Below are 13,733 nucleotides of genomic sequence, written 5' to 3'. Positions count from 1 at the left end.
TATCTCTAAGAATAAACTTCAATCTCTCCTTCATTATCCCCTATTTATTTTTTTACTCTTATTTTCTCCGGTATGGCCTTCCAGTACATGGGGTCTTCCAGGCCGAGCCGCCAAATCCCGATTCCTTGTAAGTTATAAAATTCCACAAGATCCAGTTTAAATCGAAGGCTGTAACTATTCTCAAACCAAGCCTGATGGGCATCTTTATTTTCATCTACATAGCTAAAATAAGGTGTTTGCGAAACAGAGTCCCAGGAAATAGGTGTTTTATACTTTGCTTTCTGGCTCATTAACAGAGCATAGGAGCTATAAATCGATTTGTTTGCGGTTGTATCCCAGTTCCATCCGTAACCGGCGATACCAAGTAAAATTTTTGATGGCCGGACTCCATGATTCAAGGCATATTTAATCGTTGCTTCTGTCCAATCCAGCGATGCCGTTGTCCCTGGCTTGGTTCTTGGGTTATGTTCATCATAGGTCATAATCACTAACCTATCGGCATATTGACCCAGTTTCGCGTAATCAAACCAAGGCGACCAGGGGTTTGCACGCGAATCACCTGTATTTGCCGGAACGGAAACTGTCACTGCTTTTCCATCATTATGCAAAGCATGAGACAAATTTTTTATAAATAGACTAAAGGAATTTTTATCAGTCATATACAAATTTTCCATATCAATATTAATCCCGTCATAACTGAACTTCTTTAATTCATTTCGCAGGTTCTGTATAAAAACGCTGCGGTTTATATCGTTATCCAGAACAGCGCTCGCTACCTGCTTCCCCTTCTCGACGGTTCCATAAAAGAGATTATGAACGACCAGATATACCTTTATATTTTTTTGGTGGGCACTCTGAATAATCTTTCTTTTATGGTCTGCTGTAACAGAATTTAACAGACTCCCCGGCTTCTTATCATCAAGCTTGTACCAAAATGGCGCAATAATGGTGATATAGGGGGACTGAGTGTCTACGGTAGGTTGCGACCCCGGATAAGCCCCTTCCTGTTCTGTGTAAAAACCTAAAACTTCGCGAGGTGTTTTATTCGGATAAGTGACCTTTACTCTTTGAATGGGTAGTTCTAAGGTGCTAGGATGAAAATCAGCCAAATGATCGGGTAATGGCTTTCCAACTCCATAATTCTTTTCATTTATTATATTAGGGACTATTTCATTCTTTTGGGACTGACTGCAGGATGATAGGAATAAAAAGACCATGCATATAGAAATGATTGTGAATGTCCGATAACTGGAACAAGACAATACTTCCACCTTCTTCTCAAATATCTTTATTTCTAAGGTGATGCTGATAGGGGTAACTTATTCATGAAATAATCTCAAATATTCGAGGAATAATAGGAGAAAGGAGAGATTTAAATGGAAAAACCAATTATTATGATTCCAATTATTCTGCTCGTTGCCATCATAGTTTGCGCCAACGCCCTTTTCAGTCATCAGGCAAAGGAGCATAAAACAGGAACACCCGCCACAACGGATCAGGCGGCGAGCTCTTTTGATCCAAAAGCCTTCTATAAGCAAACTTGTGTCAGCTGCCATGGTGATCAGTATCAAGGTGTGGTGGGTCCCACTCTTAAGAATTTAAGCAAAAAGTATACTCAAAAGGATGTAGAAGGTATTCTGAAAAATGGAAAAGGCGGTCGGATGCCAGCTGGCCTTGTTAAAGACGAAGATATTCCGGCAATGGCAAAATGGGTATTATCACTAAAATAATCATGATATTCAGCTAAAAATTAAAAGAGGCGATTGAAATCGTAACGGGTTCCGTTTCATGTCGCAAAACCCGAAAATGCAATTGAAAATGTAGCCCAATTTGTAATGCCTTTTGTATCTGTTTTTGCAATTAAAAATAAAATGGCTCAGTTCACTGAGCCATTTTTAATATCCGGTACCTGAATGTTACTCGATAAAAAGATGCTGATTCCCTCATCTGGAGTCCGTGAGGGTCCGCTCTTATCGGTTGGGGGGCAAGTAAGCACCCGGTTTGATAAATAAGCGGAGAAATTTCTCTTATTTTGTAAATAGCACTGAAAATAGCTAAAATAGACGGAGAGATTCCGCCTATCGACTCGAAAAACATGCAAATGGGGGATTTTCCTTGGCATAACCGGAAATCATCCCCTTATTTACCCCGAAACGAGCTCCATTTTGCAAATAACCGAAAAATCTCCGCTTATTTTAAATATCACTGGTTACTCAATTAAGGATAAGACTACTTATGTTTCTAAGCATTTTTTGTAAGATAAATTGTATATCAAATTGAGGGTAAAATTGTGAGGGTACAACATCAATTGTACCCCTACAATTTGAGGTGCATTTCCTATATAAATTTATATGCAAATTCCACCCAAATGGCTTTACACCAATAAAAAATGAGAGTCAATTTCATATGCAAATTGGCAATCATTTTAACTTACATAGTGAAAGGGAACGGAACCCGTTATTGAATACGCCTCTTTTTTTACCGTTCTACAATCGTTGCCACCCCTTGGCCTCCGCCAATACAAAGTGTGGCTAATCCCGTTTTGCTATCCCGTTTTAACATTTCATGAATAAGTGTGACTAAAATTCGTGCCCCGCTAGCACCTATGGGATGCCCGAGGGCAATCGCACCGCCATTTACATTTAGTTTTTCTTTATCAAAATGAAGTTCGCGGTCTACCGCTAGGGCTTGGGCGGCAAAAGCTTCGTTGGCTTCAATTAAATCCATTTCTTGCAGTGACATGGCAGCTTTCTTTAAAACCTTCTTAACCGCTGTAACAGGACCAATCCCCATAATGCTTGGGTCGACGCCGCCACCTGCATTTGCTTTTATGCTTACTAATGGCTTAATTCCTAATTCATCTGCTTTTTTACGACTCATCACGACTAGTGCTGCAGCCCCATCGTTTATTCCTGAAGCGTTACCGGCAGTGACCGATCCTTCTTTGTTAAATGCCGGACGAAGCTTGGCTAAACCTTCTGCTGTCGTTCCGGCACGTGGAAACTCATCTTGGGCAAACACGGTAACCTGCCCTTTACGCCCAGGTACTTCTACTGGGACAATTTCATCAGCAAATCGATTCGATTCAATTGCAGCTTGAGCTTTCGCTTGACTCCATGCGGAAAATTCATCTTGTTCTTCACGGGAAATTTCATATTTTGCACTGAGATTTTCTGCTGTTACTCCCATATGATAGTTATTAAAGGCACACCATAATCCATCATGAATCATACTGTCTACCAATTTCTGATCTCCCATTTTAAATCCGTCGCGCGCCCCTCTTAGCACAAATGGGGCCTGGCTCATATTTTCCATCCCTCCGGCTACGACCACTTCGGCGTCTCCGGCTAGAATAGCTTGTGCGGCAAGGTGAACCGCTCTAAGCCCTGATCCGCATACCTTGTTAATGGTTAAAGCTGATACCTCATGAGGGAGCCCGGCAGCAAGGGCAGCTTGTCTTGCTGGATTTTGGCCAAGTCCCGCCTGTAAAACATTCCCCATAATGACTTCATCTATTTGAGATCCATCGATTCCAGCTTTTTCAACCGCTTCTTTTATAACAATTCCACCTAATGTAGTTGCAGAGACGCCTTTTAGCCCCCCTAAAAAGCTTCCGATTGCTGTTCTTACTGCACTGGCGATTACCACTTCTGTTTGCATACTGTTTGCGTCTCTCCTTATTAAAATCATTTACTTTTCCAATTGTTATCCTTTCATTTTTAATAAGGGTATATGCAAAAAAAGCTGATAAAAAAAGAACAGCGAAAATCGCTGTTCTACTTAAACATATTTAATGCTGCTTTTGTATTGGTTTCAAAAAGATCCATTAAACCTTTTTGTGCAGATTTAAATTGATTGATTGACTCTTCATAATATTTTTTTTGCTGATCAAAGCTGTTTTTAATTGAATGTTGGATTTGTTCTTGTGACTGATTTAACACTTCTAAGCTTTCTTTAAATGAAGGAGATGCTAAATTTTGAATACGGCTGTTCATTTCATCAAGCTGTGCATTCCACTTTTCAAAAGTTTTACTTGCATCATCGCCATAAAATTTTTGAATGTTTTGATTCACATACTCACGAACTTCTGCAATTACTTGTTTCTGTTCTGCTTGGATGGATTCGATGTTGCCAACAATTTTTTCTAATGATTCTTTTTGGCCCGTAAATGCTTGAAGCAATAGATTTTCTACTTCTTTTTGAGAAGTGAACACCTTATCCAAATTGTTTGACCACATGTTCATTAGAGATTCACCGAAATTGTTAAGGTACTCATTGTTTACTGTCATTTAAAAAACCTCCTATTTAAAATTCATAAAGTTTATCATTCACGATGAATGCAGCGATTATGCTAGACTTTTTATATATCGTTATCCTATAATAACGATAAGCCCTTATGTGTAATTTACACCTATAAGCATAATTAGTCAACCAATTTTTTATTGTAAAAGAATTTTCCCTTTCTTTGCAATAATTACTCTAACGGTATTTCACATTAATCGGGCATGATAAATGTTATTTAAAATAAAAATGTTGTGGAGGCAATAAAATGACTCAAAACTTTGACATGTTTGAAATGTGGAAAAATATTTATAATCAGTATAACACTTCTTTTGATGAAAAAATGAAAGAGAACTTTCCTTCTCAGGCTATGGCGCAAATGTTAGATATGAATCTCCTCTATCAAAAGATGTTAAATGAAACAACTGAACGGTATTTGGGACAAATGAATGTCCCTACTCGTCAGGACCTTGCAAAAATTTCATCCCTTATTGTCAATGTGGATTCAAAAGTGGATAACTTAGAAGACCTTTTGGAAGAAACAAGAGCAAAACAACAAAGCCATGAGGATGTGCAATCTCAAATAGCCGATTTAAGAAAAGAAATGGAAAATTTAGACTCTAAACTTAACCAAATCCTTACACAATTAAATTCTTTAAAGGATACAAATAATAAAAAAGCTGCGGATGACGTTGTAGAAGCAGCTGGTACTGATAAGACCAAGGAAACAACTGCTGTAAAAGCGGTTGTAATGAATGATGAGTCAGCAGAAGCTGAAAAGGCCAAAGAAACGGCTGCTGTAAAAGTGACGGCAAAGAATGATAAGGCAGCAACCCCAGTTGCAGCAGATGCTGAAAAGACCCAGGAAACAGTTGCTGTAAAAGTAACGGCAAAGAATAATGGTGGAGCAAAAAATAAAGAAGCAACAATGACCAAAGTGGCGACAAAGAAAAAGGAACCGGCAAAACGCAAAAAAACTAGCAAATAACATGGGTGAGCAACCAAATTTTTTAAACGGCCTGTAAGATTACTTACCATAAAGGAGTTGGGTTACATGGCGGATTTAAATAATAAAGTTGCGATAGTGACAGGCGGAAGCAGAGGGATCGGCGCATCGATTTCCAAAGAATTAGCAAAAAGTGGCGTAAAAGTGGTCATCAATTATAATAGCCGGAAAGAAACGGCTGAAAAAGTAATTGCAGAAATTAATGAAATCGGTAGTGAAGCGTACGCCGTGCAGGCCGATGTGTCAAAAATAGCAGATGCCGAAAAATTAATAAAGGAAGCTGTTGAACATTTTGGTCGATTGGATATCCTTGTAAATAATGCAGGGATCACTAGGGACAGATCGTTCAAAAAGCTCAGTGAAGAAGACTGGAGAACCGTTATTGACGTAAATTTAAACAGCATATACAATACTACCTCCCATGCTTTGCCACATTTGCTTGAATCTGATGCGGGACGTATTATTAATATTTCGTCTATCATCGGCCAGGCTGGCGGTTTTGGGCAAACTAATTATGCTGCAGCAAAAGCGGGAATGATCGGGTATACAAAATCTCTTGCGCTTGAACTTGCCAAAAGCAGTGTAACGGTTAATGCGATTGCTCCGGGATTTATCGACACTGAGATGGTTCAGGCCATTCCGGAAAATATCCGCGAGTCGATCGTGGCGAAAGTTCCACAGCGTCGTTTCGGACAGCCCGAAGAAATCGCCAAAGGAGTCATTTACCTATGTAAAGATGGAGATTATATCACTGGCCAGCAGTTAAATATTAACGGCGGGCTGTATATGTAATGAGTTCCTTCCCTATTGTTAGGAAACACCATATGATTCACATATCTGTGAAAGGTGTGAAGAACCATGAGAATCCCGACTTTAGAAGATTGGAAACAAATTTATCCAGCAATGCCGGACCAATACCAAAATTATTATCAGAAAATAAAAAGGGCAGCGGAAGTGCTGACGAAAGACGCCGATCCCGAAGTGGGACCCACACCAAAAGAAGTTATTTGGACAAAAAACAAAGCGATTCTTTTCAGGTATATTTCTAATCAGCCTGATAAGCATAAAGTTCCTCTTCTGCTGATTTATGCTTTAATTAATAAACCGTATATCCTTGATCTGACGAAAGGATTCAGTTTGGTTGAATATTTGGTCAACCGGGGATTTGATGTGTACCTTCTTGATTGGGGTACACCCGGTAAAGAAGACAGAGATATGAAACTGGATGACTACATTACAGACTACATTCCACGTGCCGTTCGTAAAGTATTGAGGACATCACAGGCGGAGGAAATTTCGCTTCTGGGTTACTGCATGGGCGGGACGATGACTTCCATTTTTACTGCTTTGCATCCTGAATTACCGATTCGTAACGTCATATTTATGACAAGCCCATTTGATTTTGAAAATATAGGCTTATATGGTGAATTCGTTGATGAAAAATATTTTGACATTGATAAAGTTGTCGATACCTTAGGTATTATTCCTCCAGAAATGATTGATTTTGGCAACAAAATGTTAAAACCAATGACAAACATTTATGGTCCGTATGTGAGTCTTGTTGATCGGGCCAACAACGAAGATTTTATTAAAAGCTGGAAGCTCATGCAAAAATGGGTGGGCGACGGCATCCCCTTCCCTGGTGAAGCCTTCCGTCAATGGATCAGAGACTTTTACCAGCAAAACAAACTGATCAAAGGGGAATTGGAGATTCGTGGTCAAAAGGTCAATTTAGGTAATATCACAGCCAATGTTCTCAACCTATCTGCTGCAAGAGACCATATTGCTCAGCCTCATCAGGTGGAAGCGTTAATGAACGTCATTTCCAGCAAGGATAAAACGTACATTTCCTTGCCAACTGGTCATGTTTCAGTGGCATTTGGTTCTAAAGCATCAAAAGTTACCTATCCAACCATTGGTGACTGGCTGGAACAGAGGTCAAATTAAAAATTGTTTTTGCTACTTGTTAAATAGAAGAAAGAACCTTCCAAATGGAGGGTTCTTTTATTTGTATATAAAAATCCCTAAATATTATCCTAACCTGAACACAATTCCATGGCCGCCCTTCGGATATTCCCATTTGATATTTTGATGCGGGCAGCCGATACGGCAGCTCCCGCATTCATGACAGCCTTCGTAACCAACATGCATTCTTATATCTTCCCATTTATAAATTTCGGCCGGGCAAAAGATCGTACAAATTTTATCAGGACATTGTGTTAAACAAATATCCTCATCTTTCACGTGAAGATGTGATTTTGTATCGGCGTTAAAGCGAATAAGGTATTGCTTTTCTTCGATGGACTGAAATTTTTTCTGTTCACTCATTATTTCATCACCTTCCAGGCTCGGTATACATCACGAGCCAATTTCATTTTTTCTTTCGCTGTACCAAGTCCGTTCCAAATTTTCTTTTGTTTCTCCCATTTGGATGCACCATCTACAGTAAACATTTGACTTGCGGCTTTGTTCACCATTGGAATATAGGCATCAAAATATTGCGGAAATTTATTAAAATGATGGGTGGAATTCTGATATTTTTTCATATCTTGGCCGACGAAACCTTCCATTAACTTGACGCGATAATGGTCGAGCATTCCAACAGAGAAATCTCCCGCTTCTTTTGCTAAAAGAACCGTTTCTGCTGCTAATCTGCCTGAAGTCATTGCCAAATTGGAACCCTCACGATGAATCGCATTAACTAGTTGGGAGGCATCGCCAATCACGATAACACCGTCCCCGACAATTTTCCCCATTGATTTATAGCCGCCCTCTGGAATCAAGTGAGCTAGGTACTCTTGCGGCTCGCTGCCTTGAATGTAAGGGCGGATCATCGGATGTTTTTTCACATATTCCAGTAATTCATATGGTTTAATTTTATGTTTGATGAGCCCGGATAGAAGTGTCCCAACACCAATGCTTAGCGTATCTTTATTGGTATAAAGAAACCCTGTACCGAGAATCCCCTTTGTGGCATCGCCAAATAATTCAAGGGTACAGCCCTGATTCTCTTCTAAATTGAAACGGTCCTCGATGATCGTTTTATCAAGCTTTAAAATTTCCATCGTGGCTAGGGCAACTTCATCCGGTTTATACTCTTTATGGAACCCTAGCTTTTGAGCCAATAGCGAGTTGACACCGTCTGCTAAAACAACGACATCTGCATAGATGTCACCGTCCGGGCGGTCTGTACGGACACCGACAACCTTCCCATCTTCCACGATACATTCTAAAACAACCGTTTCGCAGACTAATATCGCTCCTTGCTGAACCGCTTTTTCGGCATACCACTGATCAAACTTAGCTCTTAATACAGTAAAGTTATTGTAGGGCTCTTGGGCCCACTCCATTCCTTTATAACTAAAGGTTACTGCTGACTCCTTATCCATCATCACAAACCGTTGTTCAACGATGGGGCGCTCAAGCGGAGCTTCCTTCCAAAAATCTGGAATAATGTCCTCCATCATTTTCCGATAAAGGACACCTCCCATAACATTTTTTGAACCTGGATACTCTCCTCTTTCTATAAGCAATACATTTGCGCCGCCCTTTGCTAATTCATACGCACAGGAGATTCCAGCTGGACCTGCCCCGACAACGATACAATCAAACTTCTCTGGCATATTCTACCTCCACATTAGATAAAGCTTGTTTAAACTGTTCAATTAATAATGGGACAATCTCAAAGGCGTCGCCAACGATTCCATAGTGACAAGTTTGGAAGATAGGGGCTTCCGGGTCTTTATTAATCGCAATGATTATTCCGGAATTTTTCATCCCAACAATATGTTGAATCGCACCAGAAATACCTATGGCAAAGTAAATCTTTGGCGTAACCGTTACACCGGTTTGACCTACTTGGTGCGGATGGGCAACCCAGCCTGCTTCCACGACATCTCTGCTCGCCCCAACTGCACCGCCAAGTGTTTCAGCCAATTGATGAACTAACTGAAAACCCTCTGCACTTCCTAACCCTTTGCCGCCGGCAACAATGATATCGGCTTCGTCAATGCGGACATTTTTTGTGGTTTCCTTCACAATTTCCAATACTTTTGTTCGAATATCTTCTTCTTTTAAGGAAATTGTTTCGGAAATTGTCTTTCCTGTTCTTCCTGGTTGTGGCGCCAGAGCCTTCATGACTTTTGCACGGACCGTTGCCATTTGCGGCCGATATTTTTTACAAAGGATCGTCGCCATAATATTGCCGCCAAATGCAGGGCGGCTTGCCAATAATAGACCGGTATCTTCTTCTACATCCAACTCGGTCGTATCGGCGGTTAAGCCTGTCGGCAAATCTGTGGCAACCGCGCTGGCGAGGTCTTTTCCGGTTGAGGTCGCGCCGAACAGGATAATTTCAGGTTTATATTTATTGGAACACTCCAAAAGCGCCTTCATGAAGGATTCTGTTCGGTAATGTTTAAAAATGGGCTGGTCATAAATATAAACGGTATCTGCCCCGTATTCAAAAACAGTTTTACTTAAATGCTGAATATTTTCCCCGATTAAAATTCCTGCCAATTCCACTCCTCGTTTATCAGCAAGTTTTTTCCCTGCTCCTAATAGCTCCAATGAAACAGAAGCAATTTCCCCGTCCTTTTCTTCAATAAAGACCCAAACACCTTTATAATCTTTAAAATCCATCATTTCCCCTCCTTAACCGCAAACAATTCTTTCTTCTCCAGTATCACTGAAAGCAATTGTCCGACTTGTTCCTGCGGATTGCCTTCAATCATTGTCCCCCCTGCCGGCGGCGGCGGAGCCCATACTTTCGAAACAATGGTTGGAGAACCTTTCAAACCAAGCTGTTTAATATCTACGTCCTCCAAGTCATCAACTGACCAGATAACAGGTTGGTATCTCGCTGCTTTTAACATGTTGGGGAAGGATGAATATGGCACTTCATTAATTGTTTTTTCAACTGAAAATAAACAAGGTAAAGTCGATTTGATCACTTCATAGCCATCTTCCAGTTTGCGATGGACAATCGCATAGCCCTCGTCTTTATTAATTTCTTCTACTTTATTAACCGATGTCAGCGGTGGTATATCAAGTCTTCTGGCAATACCTGGACCGACTTGTCCCGTATCGCCATCAATGGTCATTTTCCCACAGATGACAAGATCAACAGGATTGGTTTTTGAAATTTTTTCAAGCGCTTTCGTAAGGGCATAACTGGTTGCCAATGTATCCGCTCCTGCAAATCTCCGGTCAGTGATTAAATAACCTTCATCTGCACCAATTTCAATACATTTTTTAATCGCCGTAACGGCTGGCGGAGGTCCCATCGATAAGACGGATACAATCCCACCATACCTTTTCTTAAGGCGTACGGCTTCTTCTACTGCGTGGGTATCATAAGGATTTAATATGGCAGGTGCCGTCCTCCGGTCCATCGTGTTGGTTTTGGGATTCATCTTAATTATTTTGGTGTCAGGTACTTGCTTAATACAGGCCACAATATGTAGCATCTAATCCCTCCTTATATAAATAAAGCGCTAGGCACATTTCTTAGAAGCAATAAGTTAAGAAACTATGATTTGAAGAAAAGGATAAGGTTGTACATCTCCTTCTCATCGAAAGCGTATTTACTTTTACTATATTAAAGCGACTCTGCTTACATTCGAATTTTCTGATAAATATCTTATCTTTTTTCATTTTAATTCGAGTAATTAAAAGTTAATAGCTAACTACCACTTGCATACGTTTTTACCAATAAACAGATAATAAGATATCATTCTCTTATTGAACCCGGGTGGATTTAATGAATATTAACAACGAGGTATCAAGTGTTCTTCATCATAATATAGAAGCGATAAATACTTTGTTGGGGAATAGTTCTGATTTTCAAATTCGAGAAATCACTTTGACTAGTATTGGTAAGAAAGCAGCAGTGTTGTTTATCGACCAAATTGTAGATTCGAATGCTGTCCAGTGCTATGTAATCGAACCTTTATTAACACATAAACCACCTTGTTTCCACTCTGATGAGGAACTCCTTTCTTTTTTAGAATCTGCCGTTATTCAGGCGAAAAATATTTCCCGCATAAAAGATCTTTCGCTTGCTTCAAATGAGTTGTTGACAGGTAAGACCCTTGTCATGGTGGAGGGAATAAATACGTTTCTCTCAACCGATACAACGAAATGGAATATAAGAAGCATTGAAAGCCCGAAAGGACAGCGGGTTGCGAAAGGACCTGATCTAGGTTTCTCTGAGAGTAGAAGTACAAACATTTCTCTCGTTCGAAAGATTATTAAAAATCCGAATATAAGAGTAACTACCAAACAATATGGAACCCACACGAATACAGACATATCCGTTATGTACATTGAAAACATTGTGGATAAGCAAATATTGGAAACCATTTATGCACGCCTTGAAAATCTGAAGTTGGATGCAGTGCTCGAGGCGAATTATATAGAAATGGTTTTGACGAAGGAATCCAAGTCTTTTTTTCCACTCATGCTCAATACCGATAGACCAGACGTGGTAGCAGCTGAAATGCTGGAAGGAAAAATCGCGATTTTTGTAGACGGTTCTCCATATGTACTAATCGCTCCTGCTGTTCTCATTCAATTTTTCCAAACACCCGAGGATTATTATGTAGGGAAAACTGGTCTTATAAATCCTCGACTCCTTCGTTGTTTTCTCTTTTTTATAGCATTGTATATTCCAGGGGTGTATGTTGCGTTTGTAACTTACCATGCAAACTTGCTACCCGTTAAACTATTAGTTGGGTTTGTTTCCCAACGAGAATTAGTGCCATTTCCAACCTCGTTTGAAATATCCATTTTGATCATTGTGATTATGGCTATAAACGAAAGTTCGACTCGGTTGCAGCAAAATATTGCCCTTACAGTGTCCATTTTCGGGGGAATAATCTTGGGTCAATCTGCTATTGAATCTCAATTAGTAGAACCTGCCAGCTTAGTTGTAGCTAGTGTTGCTTATATATTTATCAGCGTCGTCCCAATTAGCGCGATGAGACCACCGGCAGGCGTAATCTCTCTTAGTTTTATTAGTGGGGGTGCGGCTCTCGGATTTTACGGAATCGCCTTATTATCGCTTGTATTGTTGCTTCATCTCTGTTCATTAAGGAGCTTTGGCGTGCCCTATTTATCCCCTTTTGCTCCACTTGTAGCCCATGATCTTAAAGATAGTGCGATTCAATTGTCTCAGATTGAGATGACAAACGATGAATCCCAGTTTATGAAGGAAGAAACGGTGGAAGAGACAGATGAAGCGTAAACATTCGAAATCAAATATTACTCTTTGTCTATTAATCGGACTCATCATCGCAAATGTTGTCGGCAAAAATGCTCAAGACAACATGTTGAATAAAATATATATTATTTCCGCGATAGGAATTGATAAAAGTAAGGAAGGATACGTAACGAGCTTACAAATTATTAATCCCGCCTCCAACAGCAAAGAAGGAGCAATGGAACAAGGTGCTTACACCTACAGTGTACAAGGCCGAACGATCCCTGAAGCCATTGAACGTATTCATAATAGGGTCCCTCGGTCCATTTTCTTACATGATACAGAAGTTGCGATTATAGGTGAATCATTAGCAAGATCCGAAGGAATTTCTTCCATTTCCCATTACTTCATGCGTGAATCAAGTTATCCTTCCAATCTTAGGATAGTTATTTCGAAGGGAGTAACACCGGATAAACTTCTTCAAATCTTTACACCTGTTCAAAAAATTTCAGGAAGCAGATTTGAAGAAATACTGAATCAAAAACGAGAGTCGTGGGGGGATCTAACGAATATGACTTTTGACAAAGCAGAGGGAATGTTAAAGCAGAACAGAACGGAACTAACCATCCCTTATCTCACCATAAAAGGTAATGCCTCAAAGGGAATTATGAAAGGCAATATCGAAAAGGCGACGCCAGACGCAATATTAGAAATGGATGGATTAGCTGTTTTTCATCACCACCGATTATCATACTGGCTATCTTCATCGGAAAGCACCATATATGCGTTAGCCCGAAATAAAATAGCAGATACACAATTGGTAACGAAGTGCAGTAAACAGTCTGGATATGTGACATGGAAAGACGTTCAAAGCAAACCAGATATTCATGTACAAGATAAGAAGGGAACTCCATCCTTTCTTCTTCAGATTCACTTAAAAGGTAAATTAGGAGATGTATCGTGCAATATGGACACCTCTACTGTCCGTGCGATTGCCCAATTAGAACATGATACAGAGAATAAAATTCAAAAACAGATTAATCAACTGATAGTGAAAACACAACAAAAAAAAACCGATATAGCTGGATTTGGAGAAACCTTGTATCGAAAGCAACTGAATCGTTGGAACCAGGTTAAAAATAAATGGGATTCCGTTTATTCAACTGTACCGATTCGGACTAAAGTAAAGGTTGATCTTATAGATACAGGTGAAATTTCAGCCCAATAAAATGGATGATGCGTATG

Annotated in this window: 13 protein-coding genes; 6 read left to right on the top strand and 7 right to left on the bottom strand. The window is 39.9% G+C overall.

Going from position 1 to position 13,733, the window contains the following annotated elements; all coding sequences use genetic code 11:
• Positions 1-44: 44 nt before the first annotated feature.
• On the bottom strand, positions 45-1,262 hold the full coding sequence (locus tag ACZ5XR_RS09035) for a glycosyl hydrolase family 18 protein (protein WP_464501326.1): 1,218 nt from the start codon (positions 1,260-1,262) through the stop codon (positions 45-47).
• A gap of 114 nt (positions 1,263-1,376) precedes the next feature.
• Here ACZ5XR_RS09035 and ACZ5XR_RS09030 point away from each other — a divergent pair, with 114 nt between their 5' ends.
• Entirely contained in the window at positions 1,377-1,730 is a 354-nt protein-coding gene (locus tag ACZ5XR_RS09030; protein ID WP_464501325.1) for a c-type cytochrome, read from the top strand.
• Positions 1,731-2,478: 748 nt separating this feature from the next.
• Here the strand turns inward: ACZ5XR_RS09030 and ACZ5XR_RS09025 are convergent.
• Together ACZ5XR_RS09025 and ACZ5XR_RS09020 are read right to left on the bottom strand one after the other, a co-directional pair.
• Complete coding sequence (locus ACZ5XR_RS09025; protein ID WP_464501324.1) at positions 2,479-3,660, bottom strand: acetyl-CoA C-acetyltransferase; 1,182 nt, start codon at positions 3,658-3,660, stop codon at positions 2,479-2,481.
• A gap of 116 nt (positions 3,661-3,776) precedes the next feature.
• Complete coding sequence (locus tag ACZ5XR_RS09020) at positions 3,777-4,289, bottom strand: hypothetical protein (RefSeq protein WP_464501323.1); 513 nt, start codon at positions 4,287-4,289, stop codon at positions 3,777-3,779.
• 260 nt (positions 4,290-4,549) lie between these two features.
• Here ACZ5XR_RS09020 and ACZ5XR_RS09015 point away from each other — a divergent pair, with 260 nt between their 5' ends.
• The 3 genes from ACZ5XR_RS09015 to phaC all read left to right on the top strand — a co-directional run bounded on the left by ACZ5XR_RS09015 (position 4,550) and on the right by phaC (position 7,234).
• Entirely contained in the window at positions 4,550-5,269 is a 720-nt protein-coding gene (locus ACZ5XR_RS09015; protein WP_464501322.1) for a hypothetical protein, read from the top strand.
• A 66-nt stretch (positions 5,270-5,335) separates the two neighbouring features.
• Positions 5,336-6,079 (top strand): acetoacetyl-CoA reductase, encoded by a 744-nt coding sequence (gene phbB, locus ACZ5XR_RS09010; protein ID WP_464501321.1) that lies wholly within the window; start codon positions 5,336-5,338, stop codon positions 6,077-6,079.
• 66 nt (positions 6,080-6,145) lie between these two features.
• On the top strand, positions 6,146-7,234 hold the full coding sequence (gene phaC / locus ACZ5XR_RS09005) for a class III poly(R)-hydroxyalkanoic acid synthase subunit PhaC (protein WP_464501320.1): 1,089 nt from the start codon (positions 6,146-6,148) through the stop codon (positions 7,232-7,234).
• An 84-nt stretch (positions 7,235-7,318) separates the two neighbouring features.
• On the opposite strand, the gene ACZ5XR_RS09000 is transcribed toward phaC, so the two are convergent.
• The 4 genes from ACZ5XR_RS09000 to ACZ5XR_RS08985 are packed head-to-tail and all read right to left on the bottom strand — an operon-like array spanning position 7,319 to position 10,755.
• Positions 7,319-7,615, bottom strand: a complete 297-nt coding sequence (locus tag ACZ5XR_RS09000; protein WP_464501319.1) for a ferredoxin family protein — start codon at positions 7,613-7,615, stop codon at positions 7,319-7,321.
• Positions 7,615-8,910: an FAD-dependent oxidoreductase gene (locus tag ACZ5XR_RS08995; protein WP_464501318.1), complete on the bottom strand. Its 1,296-nt coding sequence runs from the start codon at positions 8,908-8,910 to the stop codon at positions 7,615-7,617. The genes ACZ5XR_RS09000 and ACZ5XR_RS08995 overlap by 1 nt, the downstream gene beginning before the upstream one ends.
• Complete coding sequence (locus ACZ5XR_RS08990; RefSeq protein ID WP_464502269.1) at positions 8,894-9,928, bottom strand: electron transfer flavoprotein subunit alpha/FixB family protein; 1,035 nt, start codon at positions 9,926-9,928, stop codon at positions 8,894-8,896. The genes ACZ5XR_RS08995 and ACZ5XR_RS08990 overlap by 17 nt, the downstream gene beginning before the upstream one ends.
• Positions 9,928-10,755 carry an electron transfer flavoprotein subunit beta/FixA family protein gene (locus ACZ5XR_RS08985; RefSeq protein ID WP_464501317.1) on the bottom strand — a complete coding sequence of 276 codons (828 nt, stop codon included), beginning with the start codon at positions 10,753-10,755 and terminating at the stop codon, positions 9,928-9,930. The genes ACZ5XR_RS08990 and ACZ5XR_RS08985 overlap by 1 nt, the downstream gene beginning before the upstream one ends.
• 293 nt (positions 10,756-11,048) lie before the next feature.
• Between ACZ5XR_RS08985 and ACZ5XR_RS08980 the strand changes: the two genes are divergently transcribed.
• The gene (locus tag ACZ5XR_RS08980) at positions 11,049-12,533 is read left to right on the top strand and encodes a spore germination protein (RefSeq protein ID WP_464501316.1); all 1,485 of its coding nucleotides are present in this window, start codon (positions 11,049-11,051) and stop codon (positions 12,531-12,533) included.
• The gene (locus tag ACZ5XR_RS08975) at positions 12,523-13,716 is read left to right on the top strand and encodes a Ger(x)C family spore germination protein (RefSeq protein WP_464501315.1); all 1,194 of its coding nucleotides are present in this window, start codon (positions 12,523-12,525) and stop codon (positions 13,714-13,716) included. Before ACZ5XR_RS08980 ends, ACZ5XR_RS08975 begins: the two co-directional genes overlap by 11 nt.
• The last annotated feature ends 17 nt before the right edge of the window (positions 13,717-13,733 follow it).

It is taken from the genome of Neobacillus sp. Fa239 (genome assembly GCF_055395235.1).
This window is presented reverse-complemented; position numbering and strand designations above follow the sequence as displayed.